At 70.5% G+C, this 18,531-nt stretch carries 17 protein-coding genes; 3 read left to right on the plus strand and 14 right to left on the minus strand.

Annotated elements, in window-relative coordinates:
- Positions 1-32 precede the first annotated feature (32 nt).
- The 8 genes from ACZ5K7_RS12175 to ACZ5K7_RS12210 form a co-directional block, all read right to left on the minus strand.
- A complete protein-coding gene (locus tag ACZ5K7_RS12175) occupies positions 33-1,784 on the minus strand; it encodes a hypothetical protein (RefSeq protein WP_468913245.1) in 1,752 nt (583 codons plus the stop codon).
- Positions 1,785-2,160: 376 nt separating this feature from the next.
- Positions 2,161-2,424, minus strand: a complete 264-nt coding sequence (locus tag ACZ5K7_RS12180) for a hypothetical protein (RefSeq protein WP_468912841.1) — start codon at positions 2,422-2,424, stop codon at positions 2,161-2,163.
- Entirely contained in the window at positions 2,421-3,908 is a 1,488-nt protein-coding gene (locus ACZ5K7_RS12185; protein WP_468912843.1) for a hypothetical protein, read from the minus strand. The genes ACZ5K7_RS12180 and ACZ5K7_RS12185 overlap by 4 nt, the downstream gene beginning before the upstream one ends.
- 125 nt (positions 3,909-4,033) lie before the next feature.
- The gene (locus ACZ5K7_RS12190) at positions 4,034-4,702 is read right to left on the minus strand and encodes a response regulator transcription factor (protein WP_351703194.1); all 669 of its coding nucleotides are present in this window, start codon (positions 4,700-4,702) and stop codon (positions 4,034-4,036) included.
- Positions 4,699-6,006 carry a sensor histidine kinase gene (locus ACZ5K7_RS12195; protein WP_468913247.1) on the minus strand — a complete coding sequence of 436 codons (1,308 nt, stop codon included), beginning with the start codon at positions 6,004-6,006 and terminating at the stop codon, positions 4,699-4,701. The genes ACZ5K7_RS12190 and ACZ5K7_RS12195 overlap by 4 nt, the downstream gene beginning before the upstream one ends.
- 28 nt (positions 6,007-6,034) lie before the next feature.
- A complete protein-coding gene (locus tag ACZ5K7_RS12200) occupies positions 6,035-6,874 on the minus strand; it encodes an ABC transporter permease (RefSeq protein ID WP_351703191.1) in 840 nt (279 codons plus the stop codon).
- A complete protein-coding gene (locus ACZ5K7_RS12205) occupies positions 6,871-7,818 on the minus strand; it encodes an ABC transporter ATP-binding protein (RefSeq protein ID WP_351703188.1) in 948 nt (315 codons plus the stop codon). The genes ACZ5K7_RS12200 and ACZ5K7_RS12205 overlap by 4 nt, the downstream gene beginning before the upstream one ends.
- A gap of 377 nt (positions 7,819-8,195) precedes the next feature.
- Positions 8,196-8,786, minus strand: coding sequence for a flavodoxin family protein (locus ACZ5K7_RS12210; protein WP_468912845.1), 591 nt, complete (start codon positions 8,784-8,786; stop codon positions 8,196-8,198).
- Positions 8,787-8,957: 171 nt separating this feature from the next.
- On the opposite strand from ACZ5K7_RS12210, the gene ACZ5K7_RS12215 reads away from it, so the two are divergent.
- A complete protein-coding gene (locus ACZ5K7_RS12215) occupies positions 8,958-9,911 on the plus strand; it encodes a helix-turn-helix domain-containing protein (RefSeq protein ID WP_468912847.1) in 954 nt (317 codons plus the stop codon).
- Between the two features lie 293 nt (positions 9,912-10,204).
- Here ACZ5K7_RS12215 and ACZ5K7_RS12220 read toward each other — a convergent pair whose 3' ends face one another.
- The 6 genes from ACZ5K7_RS12220 to ACZ5K7_RS12245 form a co-directional block, all read right to left on the minus strand.
- Positions 10,205-10,567: a hypothetical protein gene (locus tag ACZ5K7_RS12220; protein WP_468912849.1), complete on the minus strand. Its 363-nt coding sequence runs from the start codon at positions 10,565-10,567 to the stop codon at positions 10,205-10,207.
- Positions 10,568-10,953: 386 nt separating this feature from the next.
- Positions 10,954-12,243, minus strand: coding sequence for a sensor histidine kinase (locus tag ACZ5K7_RS12225; protein WP_468912851.1), 1,290 nt, complete (start codon positions 12,241-12,243; stop codon positions 10,954-10,956).
- A 40-nt stretch (positions 12,244-12,283) separates the two neighbouring features.
- Positions 12,284-12,961 (minus strand): response regulator transcription factor, encoded by a 678-nt coding sequence (locus ACZ5K7_RS12230; RefSeq protein ID WP_468912853.1) that lies wholly within the window; start codon positions 12,959-12,961, stop codon positions 12,284-12,286.
- Positions 12,962-13,453: 492 nt separating this feature from the next.
- The gene (locus tag ACZ5K7_RS12235; RefSeq protein WP_468912855.1) at positions 13,454-14,236 is read right to left on the minus strand and encodes an alpha/beta fold hydrolase; all 783 of its coding nucleotides are present in this window, start codon (positions 14,234-14,236) and stop codon (positions 13,454-13,456) included.
- Positions 14,237-14,483: 247 nt separating this feature from the next.
- On the minus strand, positions 14,484-15,479 hold the full coding sequence (locus ACZ5K7_RS12240) for an AraC family transcriptional regulator (RefSeq protein ID WP_468912857.1): 996 nt from the start codon (positions 15,477-15,479) through the stop codon (positions 14,484-14,486).
- A gap of 234 nt (positions 15,480-15,713) precedes the next feature.
- Positions 15,714-16,661: a GlxA family transcriptional regulator gene (locus tag ACZ5K7_RS12245; RefSeq protein WP_468912859.1), complete on the minus strand. Its 948-nt coding sequence runs from the start codon at positions 16,659-16,661 to the stop codon at positions 15,714-15,716.
- Between the two features lie 287 nt (positions 16,662-16,948).
- On the opposite strand from ACZ5K7_RS12245, the gene ACZ5K7_RS12250 reads away from it, so the two are divergent.
- Positions 16,949-17,209: an alpha/beta fold hydrolase gene (locus ACZ5K7_RS12250; protein WP_468912861.1), complete on the plus strand. Its 261-nt coding sequence runs from the start codon at positions 16,949-16,951 to the stop codon at positions 17,207-17,209.
- A 91-nt stretch (positions 17,210-17,300) separates the two neighbouring features.
- Positions 17,301-18,350 carry a nuclear transport factor 2 family protein gene (locus ACZ5K7_RS12255; protein WP_468912862.1) on the plus strand — a complete coding sequence of 350 codons (1,050 nt, stop codon included), beginning with the start codon at positions 17,301-17,303 and terminating at the stop codon, positions 18,348-18,350.
- The last annotated feature ends 181 nt before the right edge of the window (positions 18,351-18,531 follow it).

Here is an 18,531-nt window from a genome sequence, read left to right on the forward strand (position 1 = left end):
GGCGCCATGCACAGCCACGGAAGAAGACCGCCTCACCGGACGGCGGGAGCGGCGGCCGGGATGTGGGCGGAGGTGATCGTCATCGGCGTGCCGGTGACGGCGATGAGATAGCTCCCCGGCCCATGGCCACCGGGCGTCGCGCGGAAACCCCCCTCGGGTTCCACTCGATAGTCTGCGGAGGCGTGTGGGGCCAGCACGGTGGGACCCGAGTCGATCGTCCACCAGTTGGAGGCGCCCTGGCCGGTACGGCTCGCGAAGTGCGGTTCGAGTGCCGTACCGGTGGTGTTGACGGCCCGGACGTCGATGGTGGTGACGCCGACACGTGAGCCGTGCTTGGCGAAGTGCGGCGCGAGGCTCATGCGCAGCGGCGGCGGGCTCGCGGCGGCGATCACGACGCACGCGAGGGCGGGAGCGAGCAGCCCGGCCGCGACGACGGTCCTGGCCCGCCGGCCGTCGAGGCGGGGCAGGCGTGGCTGCCAGGCGGTGGTGAAGGCAGTGGCCGGGACGGTGGCGGCGGCCGCCAGCCAGAGCGGGGTCATCATCAGGAAGTAGCCGTCCTGGGAACGCGTGGCCAGGTAGAAAGCGAGCCAGGGCAGGACGGTGAGGGCCGGCCCCAGCCGTCGCACGAACAGCACCGTGGCCGCGAGCAGGCCGAGCAGGAGCAGCTGGCTGCCGTAGGAGTAGTAGTCGAGGCGGTCGCTGCCGTCGGTGAAGTAGTAGGAGATGCCCATCACGCCCTGACCGTGCAGGATCGCCTTCTGCTCCAGGGGCAGCAGGATCCCGTTCAGCCAGGCCGGGAAGTCCTGGACGGCGAAGTACGCGTTGACCGCGGACCAGGTGAGGGCGGCGGTGGCCGTGTAGCGGGCGGTGACCGCCAGGGCGCGCCGGGGGCCGAGTTCGCCGCGCCGGACTGCGTACAGGCCGATCAGGAGGAACGGGGCGAGGAACCAGGCGAGTTGCTGGGCGGCGCAGGCGGCGCCCAGACAGGCCGCCCGCAGTACGCCCCCGGGGTCGAGGCGGCCGCCCTCGCCCGTGCCGGGCCAGCGGACCACGACGGGGATGAGCAGGGCGAGGGCCGTGATGGCCGGATAGCCGGAGTAGGCGTAGTGGGGCAGGAAGCCGAAACCGAGGCAGACGGCCGTGGCCGCGGACCGCCAGGGCGCCGGCAGCAGGAACCACAGCAGGACCGAGGAGGCCAGCAGCGCGACGGTGGGGACCAGGGTGGCGGCCGCCGTCGAATGGAGGACGGCGTGCACCGGTGCGGCGAGCAGGGCGGTCAGCGGCGGATAGCCGTACGTGTAGTCGGCACCGCCTGACATGGTCTTGGTGATCCCGACACCGTGCGTGGCGAACAGCCAGGGCCACGGTTGGCCGTAGACCGGACGGCCGTGCAGGATCTGGTTCGCGGCCTGGGAGGTCAGTGCGGCTTCGTCCGTGCCCGCGTGGTCGAGCAGGTAGCCGCAGATCACCAGGGCGACGGCGGTGACCAGTACGGCCGCGTCGACCCTGATCAGTGCCCGGCGGCCGCGTACGAGGAGGCTGAGGACGGCGCAGACGAGGATGGCGGCGTAGCAGAAGGAGATGACGGCGGCGACCGGCGGGCTCGACGCCATCGCGGTGGTCCAGGCGGCGCGCGTGCCGATGAACAGGCTGATCGTGGCCACCAGGGTCATACCCCGGTGCCATTGCTGGGGCCCGGTGTCCGGGGCGGCGAGAGCTGGGGCCCGGGTCGGGGGCGGTGCCGCCAGGTGCGTCTCCGTACGACGGCGGATCTCGACGCCCATTCCGCCACGATGGGTGTCAGTCAAGGACTGCCTCCTCTGTCTCGCCTCCGTCGGGCGGCACCCGCATGTGCCGAGTCGGAGGTTCGTCCGACCGCCCCGGGCACGGGATGCACGCATCCGCCGTTCAGGGCGGGGACGAATGGACGCCCCTGCTCGATCATCTACAGTTCACCTGACGTCTACAAGGCTGTAGTCGGTAAGCGGTTTGCGTGAAATGAGCGAGAGGACGGCGCGGTCGATACTCGCCTCGGTCACCGGGGCCCGGCCCGGCGGTGGAGCGACTCCCAGCTCTCACCGGGCGACACCGTCAACCTGCGCAACCAGGACGCACGCACCAGGCCCCCGCGCACCGCGCCCTTCCACTACGCCGGCATCGTCAAGGAGTTCCCAGCCGTTCGACCACAGCCCCCTGCTGCGCCACGGCCGCGCACACCCAGGTGCCCACCGCGGCGAGGCAGGCGAGCACCAGCCCCTCCCCGTCGGCGGCGGCCAGCCGGTCGGTGCCGCTGTCCAGCGTGGCCCGGTGCGCGGCGAGCATCCCGCCGGCGGCGGTCAGCACCACCAGGGTGATGCCCGGCTGGACGTGCAGGCGCCTGCCCACGGCGATCGGCGGGCTCTCGGCCGGGGTCACGACGGTCACCTCCCCTGCCGTACCTCGGGTGCCACGTACGCCCGAAGAACGTCGACCTGTTCCTCGGGCCAGGTGCGTGCGTACGCGGGCGGACGGCCCCCTGGCGGAGCGAGCACAGCGAAGGGTGTGCGGTGAGCGGCACGCGTCAGCTCTGCCACGGTGGTGCTGGCGTCGTGCCCTGACGTCTGGGCGGAGTCACAGCCGGTATAGAAGGCGACAGGGACGGCTTCGTAGCCGCTGAGCAGGCACGGCGGCCGTACACCGAGTTTGTGGAGGGCGGCGGCGGTGTCGGCCCAGTCGGCGCGGGAGGCGGCGGAGCTGCGCACGGTGTGCTCCAGGACGGCGTACTGCACGGCCAGATGGCCCGCCAGGCCGAGCGCCACGAGGCTGACGGCCAGGGTGCGCCCGGCCCTGCTGACCGGGGCGGTGACCAGGTGGGCGAGGCCCTGGGCGGCAGGGAGGGCGAGCAGGGCGTAGGCGGGCAGCAGGAAGCGGGGGGCCGCGTAGCCGATGAGGAACAGGTAGGGGACCGCGGCCGTGACAGCGCAGGCCAGCGGAAGCAGGAGGGGCAGCGCGCGCCGGGCTCGGACGGCGACCACAGCTCCCAGGACGGCGAGGAGCGGCAGCGCGAACCACCACAGGGTCACCACCGGGCTGGGGGCCGATCCGGTGCAGGGCCGGCACAGGGTGCGTCCGCCGAGACTGCGCAACTGGTCGACCGCAGCGAGGTGCCAGCCGAGGCCGCCCTGAATGGCGGAGGCCGCGGACAGGCGCTGCGCGAGGCCGCCATAGCTCGTATACGCCTCGATCACCCACTCGCCGGCACCCGCCACCAGCCCCACGGCCAGCACGACGAGAAGACGCGGGCGGCGCAGCGAGAGAGCGAGCAGGGGCACCACGACGTAGACCGCGTCCATGGGGCGCATGCACGCCATCAGCGCCGCACCCGCGAACACGCCCCACCAGGCCGCCCGGTCGCGTGCGTTCGCGCGGGCGCGGAGGAAGCAGCCAACGCAGGCCAGGGCGCCGATGGCGACCCAGTAATTGGGCATGACCTCGGGGCCGTAGAACAGCGTCACCCACAACGAGGCGAACAGGCCGCCGGCCAAGGCCAGGGCGCCGCGCCCGAGGTGGCCCCGCCAGACTCGCAGGGCGAGGTAGAGGGCGAGGCCGGAGAGGACTGCCAGGTAGATCCGGAGCAGGACGGTGGAGTCGGACCACGACGCGATCGGGGCGACGAGGAGTGAGATGCCGCGGGATCGGGGCGCGCTGAAGTAGGCGGCGGGCACGTGACCGCTGACCTGGCTGACGTAGACGGTCTCGTCCCAGCCGAGACCGAGATCCGGTCGTACGAGGACGAGTTGGGCGAGCGTGAAGGCGGCCGCGACCGCCCCGAGCCAGGGCTCGCCCGGCGGACGCCGAGGCCGGACGGCCTGCGAGGGAAGGCCGGTGCGAGGGACACCGGTCGTCGTGGCGTTCGAGCCGCCGGGCATCTTGCACCTCTCGTCGTCGTACCCCACGGCGACTGCCGGGGAGCCGGATCCTCCTACAACTCGTAGGAGGACATCCCACCCTACGACTTGCAGGGTTAGATGCGAGTGAGAAGCCGTCCGTTCCCTCAGCCGGCCCCGGGCCGAGCGATTCCCTGGTCATAGGCGAAGATCACGGCCTGGACGCGGTCCCGGGCGCCGATCTTGGCCAGCACACGGCCGACGTGCGTCTTCACGGTGGACTCGGTCACGACGAAGCGGGCGGCGATCTCGCCGTTGGTCCAGCCCTTGCCGATGGCGACGAGGATCTCGCGCTCGCGTTCGGTGAGGGCGGCCAGGCGGGGGTCCTCGCCCGGGTCCCCCCTTCTGGCGGGCACGTGCCGGGCGTACTCGTCCAGGATGCGGCGGGTGAGGGCCGGCGCGATCACCGCGTCGCCCCCGGCGACCGCGCGGATCCCGGCGAGGAGTTCGTCGGGGCGCGCGTCCTTGAGGAGGAAGCCGCTGGCTCCGGCCCGCAGGGCGGCATGCACGTACTCGTCGACGTCGAAGGTGGTCAGCACGAGGACCCGGGAACGCCCCCCGGCCTCGACGATCCGGCGGGTCGCCTCGATGCCGTCCATGCCGGGCATCCGTACGTCCATCAGCACCACGTCGGGACGGAGTTCGGCGGTCCTGCGGACGGCCTCGGAACCGTTCGCGGCCTCGCCGACCACCTCCGTCTCGGGCATGGAGTCGAGCAGCACCCGGAAGCCGTAGCGCTGCAGTTGCTGGTCGTCGACGACGAGGACCGTGGTCACCGGGCGCCTCCCCGAGGTGTCAGGTCGAGGGCGGCCTCCACGGCCCATCCCCCGTCGGCCGCGGGTCCGGCGCTCACGGTCCCTCCGTACAGCGCCGCTCGCTCGCGCATGCCCACCAGTCCGTGTCCCTCCTCGTTCCGTGGTCCGGGGTGTCCGGCCGGCCCGTTGTCGCGGATCCGGACGACGAGCCGTTCGTCCCCGACGACGACCGACAGCTTCACCTCGGTGCCGGCGCCCGCGTGCTTCAGGGTGTTCGTCAGGGCCTCCTGGACTATGCGGTAGACCGTCAGCTGCACCCCTCGGTCCAGGGCGTCCACCTCGCCGACGGTCCGGTAGACGATCTCCAGGCCGGCGCCGCGTACGCCGTCGCACAGCGCCTCGATGTCCGCGAGGCCGGGCTGGGGGCTGAGTTCTGGTGCCTGGCGGGCGCCGTCCGACGCCTCGCGCAGGACGCCGAGCACGCGGCGCAGCTCGCCGAGGGCGGTCCGGCCGGTCTCACCGATGAGCTGCAGCGCCTCCTTGCCTCGTTCGGGAGCGGTGTCGGTGGCGTACGCGCCGGCGTCGGCGAGGGTGATGATGACGGACAGGTTGTGGCCGACGATGTCGTGCATCTCACGGGCCACCCGGGCGCGCTCCGTGGCGGTCGCGAGTCTGATGCGCTGGTCGCGTTCCGTCTCCAGCCGCGCCGCCCGCTCCCGCAGCCCCGCGAGCTGAGCCCGCCGGATCCGCACCATCAGGCCGACGGCCAGGGCCGCGGTCGCCGTGCTCAGCAGGAAGAACAGGGCGTCCCAGACGGACACGGCCGGCGAGACCCGCACCGCGACCAGCACCATCCCCGCCGCCATGACCGCGCAGGCCCACGGCAGCCGGCGCAACCGCCCGTGCAGGGCCAGGCTGTACAGCGCGACGAACAGGGCGACATCCGCGCGCAGCACGGCATCCAGCGACCACTGCAGGACGAAGACCGCCGCGATGGCGACGAAGGCCGCCATGGGACGGCGCCGCCGCCACAGCAGCGGCAGCACCAGACCGGCCTGCAGGGCCAGCACGGCCGCCAGCGGGAGTTCGGTGAAGGCGAACTGGAATTTGCGCCGGTCGTCCCCGTCGCCGTCCCCGTGCCCCGGGCCGCCGTGGTGCAGCAGGTCCGGCAGGCAGAACATGAGGAAGACCAGCGCCGCCACCGCGGTGTCCAGCACCCACGGGTGTGCGCGGTCCGCGAGCCGCAGCCGCTGGCCGACCCGGGCGAGCCGGGCGGCCAGCGGTCCCGTCGCCCCGAAGTCGGCGGCGGAGGTGGTCGTCGTCAAGGTGGTCACCTGCCCATGGTGCAGGCCGTCAGACGTCGCTGCGCACCAGCCGGTACGCGGCACCCGCCAGCGCGAGCACCGTCCAGCCGAGGAAGACCAGCAGTCCGGCGCCCGGCGACAGGGTCGTGGAGTCGTGCGTCAGGGCGAACATCGACTCGCCCGCGTTGGACGGCAGGTACGGGCTGATGTTGTCCTGCCAGGAGCTCGGCAGCAGCGAGATCAGTCCCGGGACCAGCATCAGGGAGGCGACCAGGACCGAGATGCCCCCGGCCACCGACCGCAGCAGGGCGCCCAGCGCGGTGCCGATGACGCCGACCATGCCGAGGTAGAGCCCGGCGCCCAGCAGGCTCCGTACGACTCCCGCGTGCGTGAAGCCCATGGCGGCGGGGGTGCCGGAGACGATGCCGCTGCCGAACCCGAAGGCGACGAACGCGCCGAGGGTGCCGACCACCAGCGCGACCAGCCCGAACACGGCCGCCTTGGACCACAGCACGGGCAGCCTGCGCGGCACGGCCGTGAGCGTGGAGCGGATCATTCCGGTGGAGTACTCCCCCGCCGTGACCAGCACGCCGAGGACGCCGAGGGCGAGCTGGGCGAAGTTGGTGCCGAAGAGGGACAGGCTCACGGCCGTCGCGGTGGCGAAGTCACGGTCCTGGTGTCCGGAGCCGATGCCGGACTTGTAGTGGTTCGCAGCGATCAGGCCGAAGGCGACGAGGAAGAGCAGGCCGAGGCCCAGAGTGATCCAGGTCGAGCGCAGCGACCACAGCTTGGCCCACTCCGAGGCCAGCACACGCCGTCCGGTCACCCGGTAGGCGGGGCGGGCGGGGGCGGCCGGGGTCGCCTCGACGGGCGCGGTGAGGGTGCTCATGCCGCACTCCCCTCGGCCACGCGGGACTCGATGCCGGCCGTCGTGCCGTGGTATTCCACGGCATCCCTGGTCAGGTTCATGAACGCCTCCTCCAACGACACCGTCCGCGCGGTCAGTTCGAACAGCGCGATCCCGTGCTCGGCCGCCTTCAGGCCGATCTCGCGGGCACTCAGCCCGGTCACCTGGAGCTCCTCGGAGCCGGCGCGGCCGGTGATGTCGACGCCGGGACCGGCCAGTGCCTCCCGCAGCCGGGCCGGTTCCTGGGTGGCCACCCGCACGGTGTCGCCGCCCGCCTCCCGGACGAGGTCCGCGACGGTGGTGTCGGCCAGCAGCCGCCCGCGCCCCACGATGATCAGATGGTCCGCGACCAGGGCCATCTCGCTCATCAGGTGGGACGACACGAACACGGTCCGGCCCTCGTCGGCGAGGGCCTTCAGCAGGTTGCGGATCCAGAGCACGCCCTCCGGGTCGAGCCCGTTGACCGGCTCGTCCAGCATCACCGTCTGCGGATCGCCCAGCAGCGCCGCCGCGATACCGAGCCGCTGCCCCATGCCCAGGGAGAACGCACCGGCCCGCTTCTTCGCCACGCTGCCGAGGCCGGCGAGTTCGATCACTTCGTCCACCCGGCGGCGCGGAATGCCGTGGGTCAGCGCGAGCGCCAGCAGGTGGTTGTATGCCGAGCGGCCCGGGTGGATCGACTTCGCCTCCAGCAGCGCCCCCACCTCCTGGAGCGGCGCCTGGTGGCGGGCGTAGAGCTGCCCGTTGACCGTCACCGACCCGCTGGTCGGGGCGTCAAGCCCGACGATCATGCGCATGGTCGTCGACTTCCCCGCGCCGTTGGGCCCCAGGAAGCCGGTCACCGCACCGGGCTTCACGACGAAGTCCAGCCCGTCGACGGCCGTCTTCTCGCCATACCTCTTGGTCAGCTGCTGTGCGTCGATCATGCGCGTCTCTTCCTGTCGGAACCGGCGCCCGTCTGTCACCCTCGACGCCTCACCGACAACGCTAGGAGCCGGAACGCCCCGATTCGGTGGTACCGGGGACTGATCCACGCCCGTCGGGTAGTACCGCGGTACTACGCACCACTACGCCTTCGGTCCCGCCGATCAGGTTCCGTTCAAGGCCGGCGCCCCATCGTGCGGATCACGACCGCACGGCACGTTCTCGACGGCCGGCCATGGTCGCCCACCGCGTCATGCCAGAAATGGCCGCCCTGGGCAGCCTCCCTCGACAAGCTGCGCAAGCGTTCGGTTGAGACCAAAGATCTGCCGCCCGCCCCGGCGCCGTGCGGAAACCCGGCAGCCGGGGCGAAGGACCGCGATCAGGCGGCGCGTGCGGCGCGGCCGGCCGCCCACGTGGCGGCGGCATCCGCCACACGCCGCCCCAGCGCCTCGGCGGTGGCGATGTCGCTGGCCGTCACCCCCTCGGCCCCCTGATCCGCGTTCGACTGAGCGGCGGCCCCCAGGAAGAAGCCCAGCCTGTTGAGATCGCTCTCGCTCCCCTTGGACGAGTTCCAGCCACCCGGCAGGCCGAGCGCGATCCAGTGCATACCGTGCTGCGACGCCAGCGTCGCGAAGTACTGGAGAGTCGACTGCTTGTCGCCCGCCTTGGAAGCCGAGTTGGTGAATCCGGCCGCGAGCTTGTCCTTCCAAGCCTGCCCGAACCAACGCTCGGAGCTGGCCTCCGCGAACCCGTGGAAAGCGGTGGCAGCGGTTCCCATGTAGGTGGGGGAACCGAAGATGATCGCATCCGAGGCGTCCAGCTGCCTCCACTGGGCGTCGGTGATCTCACCGACGGCGATCAGGTTCACGACGGCGCCGGCCTCTTTGGCGCCACGCTGGACAGCCTCGGCGATGACGGCGGTGTGGCCGTAGCCGGAGTGATAGGCGATGGACACGATGGGCGAAGTCACAAGTACCTCCTACGCTTGAAAGTGAAAGCTTCGAGATTCAACTTATTGGCGACTTCGCAGGTGAACCGGGTAGGAGGCCGACAGATCATGGTGAAAATCCGACACCTGGGTGTGCCGGCTACTCCGGTTAGGCTGGCACCGGCCAGGTCCTCCGCGTGATGGTGGCTACTGATGACGGTGAGAAAGCGACAGGGCACATCGCGCGAGATCGCGGACATCGGCTTCGCTCCCGCCGTCGGAACACCTGCCGGCATCGAAGTCATCTCTCTGGCCGACCTGCGGGAGCGGGCCGCCGTCCACATGGGCGAAGGACGGCTGCAGGCACCGCAGCGACCCACGTTCCACCACTTGATCACCCTCTCCAGCGGCTCGTTGTGGCACACGGTGGACTTCACCGGCTACGCCCTTGAGCCGGGCTCCTGGCTCTGGAGCCGACCTGGTCAGGTGCAGCAGTGGGGTGATCTGGAGGACGCCGAGGGCACCCTGGTCCTCTTCGAGGGAGACTTCCTGGATCCGGCCACCGTGGCCGCGGCGCGGCTGGACGATCCGTACGCCCCCGCGCTCCAGGTTCCCGGTCCCGAGGACCGTCACGCGCTGGAGATGGCCGTGGACCATCTGGCGCTGGAGTTCCAGGCGATGCGTGGCATCTCCCTGGAAGCTCACGTGGCGGTGTTGCGCCACCTGCTGGCGGTCCTAGTGCTGCGCCTTTCGCAGCGCGCCGCGCCCGTGGGCAGCCCGGCACCGGAGCCAGGGGAGACATTCCTCCACTTCCGTGACGCGGTCGAACGCGACTTCACCCGCACCCGCCGCCTGGAGGACTACGCCCGGGCCCTGGGCTACTCACCGCGCACCCTGTCCAGGGCCGCGCTGACCGGAGCCGGGGTGGGGGCGAAGGAGTTCATCGACCGGCGGGTCGTCCTGGAGGCCAAGCGCCTGCTGGCGCACGGCGATCAATCAGCCGCCCGTGTCGCGGCGCAACTCGGCTTCAGCAGCGCCACCAACTTCAGCAAGTTCTTCCACCAGCGCACCGGCCACTCTCCGATCGCCTTCCGCGCGACCGTCCGCGGCCACTCCCCGGAGGACGGCGGGAACGAAACGCCCGACGCCAGGCGACCTGGGCGGTGAGCATCGAAGAAGGCACCGTCGGTCAGGACCAACTCCGAGGCGGTCGCGCCCCGGGTGGTGGTCACGGTGGCCCACCAACCGGCGCGGGCGCCGTCGTGCGTAGGCGTCAGCCCCAGTTCACCACGCCGGTGGCGACCGTGGCGCCCAGGTCCAGAGCCACCGCCGGGCCCAGATCCGGGTGTGCCCAGGTCCTGAGCTTGCCCATGCCGCGCAAAACGCCCGGCCGGACATCTCCGGCCGGACGTTCCGTGGTTGCGACACGGCAGCCCCACGCCTGCTCTGTCGCTGTGCGGCTAACGCAGCGTGGTGTTGCCTTCGCCGCCGACGACGACCGGGGCGCCCTTCACCGGCGTGGCCTCGCCGAGATCCCAGCCCTTCGGCTTCGCGCCGGGCACCTCGACAAGGGACGGCTCCTCGGCCGTGACGGGGCCGCCCTCGACGACGGTGAGGTCGCGCAGCTTCTTGGCGGTGCCCGGCTTGATGTGGTGCGGGTGCGGGTTGCCGGGCGCCTCGGAGACCGTGACGCCGTCGTACTCGGTGGTACTGCTGCCGGCCGTGGCCGCAACGGCAACCCCGCCCGAGGCGAGCAGTAAGGCCAGTGCGCCGGCCATCACGGCACCCTGACGACGCGAGATGCTGTTCCTACGCACCTTCATGCGATCAACTCCTTTGCAGGTGGAGGGAGACAGGGGTACCGGCACGCGTCCGGCCCCGGTTCCCCCGGGATCGAGAACGAGGCAACTCTCGCCCCTGCCCGCTGAAGATCCGCTGAACGTCCTGAAGATCCCCTTCAGCACCTGACGCCTCCTCACGGGACGGTGTCGCCGCAGCGGAGTTCCCGCACTCTGAGCGCCTCGCGTCTCGCACGCCCTCCGGCCCGGAACTCGCGCCGACCGCCTCCGCCCACCACAAGCCGGGCCCGCGCGCACGAAGTCGGGACCTGGCTGTCCGTGAGGCCGTCGCGCAGTCCACCGCGCGTTCCGGTCGGCGCCCGGGAGTGGTTCAGCGCCGTCGGAGCTGTCCCCTCCACCGGATCCGCCTCTCACCGGAGCGTGCCCGGGTCCCCGGTCCGGGGTGCCGGAGGCACGCGGTCACCCTCTTGCCTGGCGATGATCAGGAGCAGACGGGCACCCCCGTCAGTGGTCCGAGGTGATTCCGCAGTGAGCGTCCCCCCGTGGGCGGTCGCGATGTCGCGGGCGATGGCGAGGCCAAGACCGGTGCCTCCCTCGCTGCGGGTACGGGCGTCGTCCAGACGCGTGAAGCGGTCGAAGACCCTCTCCCGGTCAGGTTCGGGGATGCCCCGACCGTCGTCGCTCACCTCGACGACCACGTCGTTCTCCGTGTGACGCACCTCCACCGTCACCGTGCTGTGTGCGTGGCGCAGGGCGTTGTCGAGGAGGTTCGTGAAGAGGCGGGCGAGTGCCGTAGGACTGCCCAGAACCGCCTCGCCGGGGTCGGAGTCCGCCACGAGGACGACAGGTTGACCGGGGTAACGCTCGGCGAGGGTCCGTCGCAAGAGGTCGGTCACGCGCAGGGGTTGGAGTTTCAGGGGCTGGCGGGCGTCCAGGCGGGCAAGGAGCAGCAGATCGGCGACGATGTCCTCAAGACGTGTGGTGTCGCGCAGCGCCTCGCTGCCGACCGCGGTCCAGTCAGCCCGGTCGGGACGGGCCAGGGCCAGCTCGAGACGGGCCTTCAGGGTGGTGAGGGGGCCGCGCAGTTCGTGCGAGGCATCCGAGGTGAAGGTCCGCAGGCGGCCGACGGCGCGCTGGAGTTGGTCGAGAGTGCCGTTCATCGTCTCCGCCAGCGATGCGACCTCGTCGTCGGAGTCGGGGACGGGGACGCGCCGCTGGAGACTGTGGGCGGTGATGTCGGCGAACTCGGCACGGATGTTCTCCACCGGTCGCAGGGCCCGGCCCATGGCATACCACGCCAGGTAGGCCACCATAAGGACCAGCACAGCGGTACACGGGACCAAGGCCCAGGTCAGAGTGATGACGGCGGTATGCGCGGGAGCGCGGTTCGGAAACGCCTGCACCAGGATCGGCCCCGTGGGCGTGCTCACACTGGCACTTGCACCCTGGTCTGCCGACGAGGTCGACAGCGCGTCGGCAGGGGGCACGGTGTCCAGGATGATGTCCGGCAGGGCGGCCTGTACGTCGGCCGGAGGCGTTCCCGAGCCGAGTTGGTGGGCGGCCTTGTCGACGTGGTCACGAGCCGCGTTCTGAGCGGAGGTGACCAGGTTGGTGTGGACGGCGTAGAGCAGGACCACCGAGCAGGCGGCGAGGGCAAGGCCGGCGACCAGTGCGACGGCGACGGTGGCACGGACGCGCACGGTCCGCGGCCGCAGCCACAGGCGCCGGCGGTGTCCGCGGTCACGCTCCGTCGGAGCGGAGCAGGTAGGCCCCGCCGGGCACGGTTTGGATACTGGCCCGGCCGAAGGGACGGTCGATCTTCCGGCGAAGAGCACTGACGTTGACCTCCACGATGTTCGGGCCGCCCTCGTAGGCGCTGTCCCAGACCCGGTCCAGGATGGCGGCCTTGCTGATGGCGATGTCCGGCGTTGCCGCGAGCAGCGCGAGCACATCGAACTCGCGCGGGGTGAGGGCGATGTCCGTGCCCGCGCGGCGGCAGCGGCGGGCTCCTGTGTCGATCTCCAGGTCCCCGAAGTGCTGGACGATCTGCCGCTCCGGGCGCGCGCGACGTATCAGGGCGTGCAGCCGGGCGGTGAGGACGACGAAAGAGAAGGGCTTCGTCAGATAGTCGTCGGCCCCGGTCTCCAGCCCTTCCGCTTCGTCGTACTCACCGTCTTTCGCCGTCAGCATCAGGATCGGGGTGTTGTCGCCGATCGACCGCAGGTGGGCGCACACCTTGTAGCCGTTCAGGCCCGGCATCATGACGTCGAGAATGATCACGTCGTAGGTGTCCGCCGCCGCCCTGGCGAGACCGTCAAGGCCGTCGCTCGCGGCGTCCACCGCGAAACCCTCTGCACGAAGGCCCTGTTGGAGCAGCTCCACGAGACGGGTGTCGTCGTCCATCACCAGCACACGCATGCCCTCTACCTTGCCCGACCGGTAGCGCCCGTCGCTGAAGAGGATCTTCAGGACGTTCAGCGACCCTTCAGCCGACGGATCGGACTGCCCGCGCGACCGGGTGGTGACCCCATCGTCTACCGGATCGTCTTCCTGCCCTGGACACGGCCCGAGGCGGACGCGCGCAGGTACGTCGACGAACTTCGCGACCGTTCCGTCTGATCCAGGTGCGATCGGTCCCATCCGGAGGTACGCATGAGGGCACCGGGCTCGAGCAGGCTCAGGACCTCGTCAGGATTCCCGGAGTTCATGGCCTTCTCTAAGGCCGGGGGGAGCTGCGCCGGGTCGGTGATGGGAGTCGGCATGGTCGTTCCTTTCAAAATCGGATGTTGTGCAGTTCGTTGAAATGGCGGGTGCTGAGACCCGTGTGTGAAGGCCCGCCAGGATGCTCCGCGGGCAGCAGCGCCGTGCTGACCGCCCCCAGGTTCCCCGCATGGGGGTGTGGTGGGACCGTCAGGCGTACCGGCGAAGGAAGCCGGCCAACGCCGGGTTGACCTGGTCGGGATGAGTGAGGTTCGGCGTGTGTCCGGCCCCGGTCACGGTGACCAGCTCCTGGGCGCCGGGAATCCTCCCGGCCAGTGCCTGGCCCAACGGGTACGGGATCGGCTGGTCCGCGTCGCCATGGACGACCAGGGCCGGCACCGTGATCTCACCGAGTCGGCCAGTGATGTCGTCCACCCCCATCAGTACCTGCACCGCGTCGGCGAGCCGTTCACGCGGCTGCGCCCTCCACTTCGCCGGCCACTGATCGTGGATCTCCGGCCGGCCCAGCAACATCCCCAGCAATACCGGGGCCACTGCCTCCGGACCCGCTCCGCGGAACCCCTCCGACACACCACGCATCTGCGCCAGCGCCTCGAGCGGCCAGGCCACCGAGGTCGTGTCGATCAGCACCAGGGCCTTGACCCGCTCAGGCGCCAGCAATGCGGCCCGCATCGACAGAAAGCCGCCCTGCGAATGCCCCACCAGCGTCGCCTGCCGCACGCCCAGGTGATCCAGCAGCCCGATCAAGTCGGTGGCCGAGTCCCAGTAGGTGTAGGTCTTACCGTCGTCCTCGGTTCGGCCGTGCAGCCGCTCGTCCCATACGACGACCCGAAAGTCCCCGGCCAGGAGCTGGATCTGATGCACCCACATGTCATGGTCCATGAGGTTGCCGTGGCTGAAGATCACGACCGGGCCCTCACCACCGCTGTCCTCGAAGTAGAGGCGGGCACCGTTGACGTCTGCGTACGGCATGGTTGTTTTCTCCTTTTCTCCCGGCCTCACCAGGCAGTCAGGGGCTTGACCGGAAGCGGATAACACGCTGACTGCGTGCTTAAACAATGTGCGATGTGTGCTGCGCAGGCGAGGTGTGCAAGCGACGCGCCATGGTCGAAAGTGGACTCGCCGATCCGCTCAAGGCGTGCACCTCGGAGAGCCCCGGCGCGGCGCAGTCTCCGCCCCACGACCCAGATGCCTCTGGCTGTCCGAGCGGTCGGGGCTGTCAGCGTTGCGTGGCGCGGAACGCCCCGGGAGTGGCGCCCACCGTCCGCTCGAAGAACTTCCCGAAGTTGGTGGGTTCCGTGAAGCCCAGCATGCGCCCGACGGAGGCGACAGGAAGGCCGGTATGTACCAGCAGCCGCTTGGCCTCCAGGGCGACACGGTCGTCGATGAGATCCTTCGCGGTACGGCCCGTAGCGGCCAGACAGGCTCGCGTAAGCGTCCGCGGCGAGTAACCGAGGTGCGCGGCATACTCGGCAGCACGGCGCCTCGTGGCGAACGCGCGCTCCAGTTCGCCGCGGAAGACCCGGAACACCTCGCCTCCCGCCGCGGGATTCCATTCACCGGGATGTGGCAGCCGGGCCATGCGTACCAGCAGCGCAGCAAGAAGCTGCCGCAGCAGTTCCACCGTGAGTTCCGCCTGAGAAGCGTCCCGTTCGGCCAGCGTGGCGTATTCCGCCGCTATCTCGGCCACCGCCACCGACATGGCCCGGTACTCCCCCGCGGACAGTGAGAAAGCGGCAGGACTGAACCCCTCGTCGATGACGGCTGAACTGGCAGGCAGCGGCGGCGGAAAGGCAGGCGTGAACACCACCAAGGTCGCATCGAGATCCGCGATGCCCCCCTGAGGATCCGCGGGGAAACGCTGCACCTGACCGGGACGCAAATGCAGCAGAGTTCCCGGCGCGCACGGGTAAGCCACAAAGTCGATCAACGCGGTACCCTCGCCGCGGGTGACCAGGGTCAGCTGATGGAAGTCCGGACGACTGGGCGCCGCCGCCACAGACGGCAGCAGCCGCTCACGCAGTGTCGCGAAGGACAAGACCTCCAGCCCCAGCCGGGGCTGGTCCGGGTTGTAATACCTGACGTCGACAACATCCGGGCTTCCGGTACCAGCCATCCACCAATGATCGCAGCAGCCGCCCAGGCGGTCGGTGCCGTGGGCGGTAGGCAGCAGCGTCGGGTAGGCATCGACGCCCAGACGGCGCGGCTCGAGCAAGTCGGCCTCAAGGTCGGCACGAGCGGCGGGCGAAGCGAACGGGGCCGCCGCGCGACCGCGATCGACGGCATCGCGGGAGCGGCCGAGATCGCCCCCGGCACGATCCCCGGCACTTCCGCTCCGAACAAGGCATCGCGCTCAGCCGGTTCACCGATCTTCCTGCCCTGGACACCGCCGGGGCGGACGCACGCGTGGGTCGACGGACTTTGTGACCGCGCGGTCCGGCCTTCGCCGTCAGGCGCTCCGGTGCTGGAAGGTGCGGCGATAGGCCGTGGGGGTGTTGCCTACGGTGTCACGGAAGCGGGCGCGCATGTTGGCACCACTGCCGAGTCCGCACCGGACGGCGATCTGCTCCACCTGGAGGTCGGTGGCCTCCAGGAGTTCGCGCGCGCGGTTGATGCGGGCGGTCAGGAGCCACTGGTGGGGACTGACACCGGTTTCCTGGCGCCACAGGCGGGTCAGGGTGCGTGGGGAGACGCCGGCATGGTCGGCGAGGTGGGGGATGGTGAGGTCTTCTTCGAGGTGGAGCAGGGCCCATTCACGGGTGTCGGCGAGCGTGGTGGCCTGGGGGGTGGGGAGGGTCCTGTTGATGTACTGGGCCTGTCCGCCGTCGCGGTGCGGGGCGGCGACGATGTCCCTGGCGATGTCGTTCGCGACGGCCGCGCCGAGGTCTTTGCGGACCAGGTGCAGACACAGGTCGATGCCGGCTGTGAAGCCCGCGGAGGTCAGGATGGTGTCGTTGTCGATGTAGAGGACGTTGCGGTCGACGCGCAGCCGGGGGTAGAGCTCTTCGAGGTCATCCGCCTTGGCCCAGTGGGTGGTGACGGTGCGGCCGTCGAGCAGTCCGGCCGAGGCGACGGCGAAGGCGCCGGTGCAGATGGAAGCGATGCGTATCCCGGCGCGGCCGGCGAGCTTGAGAGCGGCCCTCACCCGTGGGCGCGGAGGGCGCCGGAAGTCCTCGAAGCCCGGGACGATGATCGTGTCCGCTTCGGCGAGCGCCTCGAGACCCGCGGTCAGCCCGAGGGTGAAACCGGCGCTCGTGGTCACGGTCTCCTCGGTGTCGCCGCACACGGTGAGCTCGTAGGGGGTGGTCGGCCGGGCGTTGAAGATCTGCGTGGGGATCCCCAGATCCATGGGCAGTACGCCGTCGACCGCCAGGACCATGACCCGGTGCCTGTTCATGGCCGCAATATTACGTCCGGCACGAACCTCGCGGAGAGGGCCAGGGAACCTCAGGGTCCTGCCCCAGAGCTCTTCCCCGGATAAACACCCAGATCAGGCAACTGATCGTGTGGCCGCAAAGCAGGGGCCCACCTACCTGGCCTGGCCCGAAAGATGCGAATGCTGGCAGATGAGCCGTGGCCTGGAAGGGAGGTTCCGGAGCACGATCGAAGAGCGAGCGCGGGGCAGCCGACTCCACACACCCGTGGAGCGGTCCGAGAGTCCCGGCCGTGGACGAGGAGCCGGGGATGACTTCGCGGAATGTGGTGGGCCGCTTCTTCGACGTGCGAGGCGGCCAGGTCTACGCCCACGTCCGCGAAGGTGACGGCCCGGCGCTGGTCTTCCTGCACTACTGGGGAGGCTCACGGCGCACCTGGATCCCGGTGCTGCAGCGGCTGGATCCCGGGCAGGGCTTCGTGGCCTACGACCAGCGTGGCTGGGGCGACTCCACGAGCGTGCCGGGACCTATGACCTGGCGCAGCTCGCGGACGACGCGCAGCGGGTCGTAGAAGCACTCGGAATACCCGGCACGCGTGAGCGTGCCGCCCGGCCACCGTGCCGGTCCGCCCCCGACCGGGGCCCGAAAGAAGGAGACACATCATGACCACCGAAGCAGACCTGTCCGTCTTCGAGCAGCTCGACCTCCCCGACACGAGCCTCACCCGGGACACATTCGCCTTTGCGGCACAGGCCACGCCTGCCTTCATTCACGATCACTGCGTCCGCAGCTACGTCTTCGCCCGCGCCCATGCCCGGAACAAGGGTCTGCGCGCCGGCACCGACTACGACGACGAACTGCTGTTCGTCGCTTGTGTCCTGCACGACTTGGGACTGAGCGAGGAGGGCAGCAACGGCGACCAGCGTTTCGAGGTCGACGGCGCCGACCTCGCCGCGGCATTCCTCCGCGAGCGGAGTGTCGAGGAAGAGCGTATCGCCGTCGCCTGGGACGCCATCGCTCTGCACACCTCGGACGGCATCGCCTCGCGGAAGGGCACGGAGGTGGCGCTGGCCCAGGCGGGTATCGCCACCGACATCCTCGGAATCCAGCGTGAGAGCCTTCCGGCCGGCCTCGCCGACGAAGTGCACGCCCTGCTGCCGCGTCAGGACCTGGCCCACGGGTTCAGCGACCTCATCATCACCCAGGCCGTGGCCAAGCCCCACAAGGCGTCCCCGACGACCTTCATCGGCGACCTGCTGCGTCGCCACCTGCCCTACGGCGCCTATCCCAACTGGTACGACCTGATCGACGCGGCCGGCTGGGGCGACAAGCCGGTCGGCGTCACCGCCCGGCGCCGTGCCGAGACGCCCCAGCAGGTGGGGACCTTGTACATGGAGTACCTGGAGGCCGGCGACGTCGAGGGTCTGGTGTCGCTCTACGAACCGCACGCCCACTTCGTCCCCACCCCCGGAACCCACCTGGTGGGCACGGACGCCATCCGCACGGCCATGCGGCAGATGGTCGACAGCGGTGCCCATCTCAAGCTCGAACCGCGCGAGATCCGACAGGTCGACGACGTCGCCCTGGTGTCGAACATCGCCACCCTCACCGGGGTCGGACCGGAGCCGGTGGTGTCCACCACCACCGAGATCCTCCGACGCCAGCCGGGCGGCGGCTGGGTTCACGTCGTGGACGACCCGTTCTTCAGCTGATCGCGTCGGGCGGCCTGGGCAGGGACACACAGGCCGCCCGCCCCTCCCAGGACTTGGCGGGCACCTGATCGATGTTCAGGCTGCTGTGAGGGATGTCCGTTGCAACCAGAAGTGGTCCCCACCCGGTCCCCGAAAAAGATCAAAAGGCCGTTCCAGAACTTGTCTGAAACGGCCCCTGACC

Source organism: Streptomyces sp. NPDC031497 (assembly GCF_055580905.1).

Bases quoted from the DNA above. Each gene is read 5' to 3' on its own strand.
- ACZ5K7_RS12175 (WP_468913245.1), bottom strand. From the start codon at position 1,784: ATGGGCGTCGAGATCCGCCGTCGTACGGAGACGCACCTGGCGGCACCG.
- ACZ5K7_RS12185 (WP_468912843.1), bottom strand. From the start codon at position 3,908: ATGCCCGGCGGCTCGAACGCCACGACGACCGGTGTCCCTCGCACCGGC.
- ACZ5K7_RS12200 (WP_351703191.1), bottom strand. From the start codon at position 6,874: ATGAGCACCCTCACCGCGCCCGTCGAGGCGACCCCGGCCGCCCCCGCC.
- ACZ5K7_RS12205 (WP_351703188.1), bottom strand. From the start codon at position 7,818: ATGATCGACGCACAGCAGCTGACCAAGAGGTATGGCGAGAAGACGGCC.
- ACZ5K7_RS12215 (WP_468912847.1), top strand. From the start codon at position 8,958: ATGACGGTGAGAAAGCGACAGGGCACATCGCGCGAGATCGCGGACATC.
- ACZ5K7_RS12220 (WP_468912849.1), bottom strand. From the start codon at position 10,567: ATGAAGGTGCGTAGGAACAGCATCTCGCGTCGTCAGGGTGCCGTGATG.
- ACZ5K7_RS12230 (WP_468912853.1), bottom strand. From the start codon at position 12,961: ATGCGTGTGCTGGTGATGGACGACGACACCCGTCTCGTGGAGCTGCTC.
- ACZ5K7_RS12235 (WP_468912855.1), bottom strand. From the start codon at position 14,236: ATGCCGTACGCAGACGTCAACGGTGCCCGCCTCTACTTCGAGGACAGC.
- ACZ5K7_RS12245 (WP_468912859.1), bottom strand. From the start codon at position 16,661: ATGAACAGGCACCGGGTCATGGTCCTGGCGGTCGACGGCGTACTGCCC.
- ACZ5K7_RS12250 (WP_468912861.1), top strand. From the start codon at position 16,949: ATGACTTCGCGGAATGTGGTGGGCCGCTTCTTCGACGTGCGAGGCGGC.
- ACZ5K7_RS12255 (WP_468912862.1), top strand. From the start codon at position 17,301: ATGACCACCGAAGCAGACCTGTCCGTCTTCGAGCAGCTCGACCTCCCC.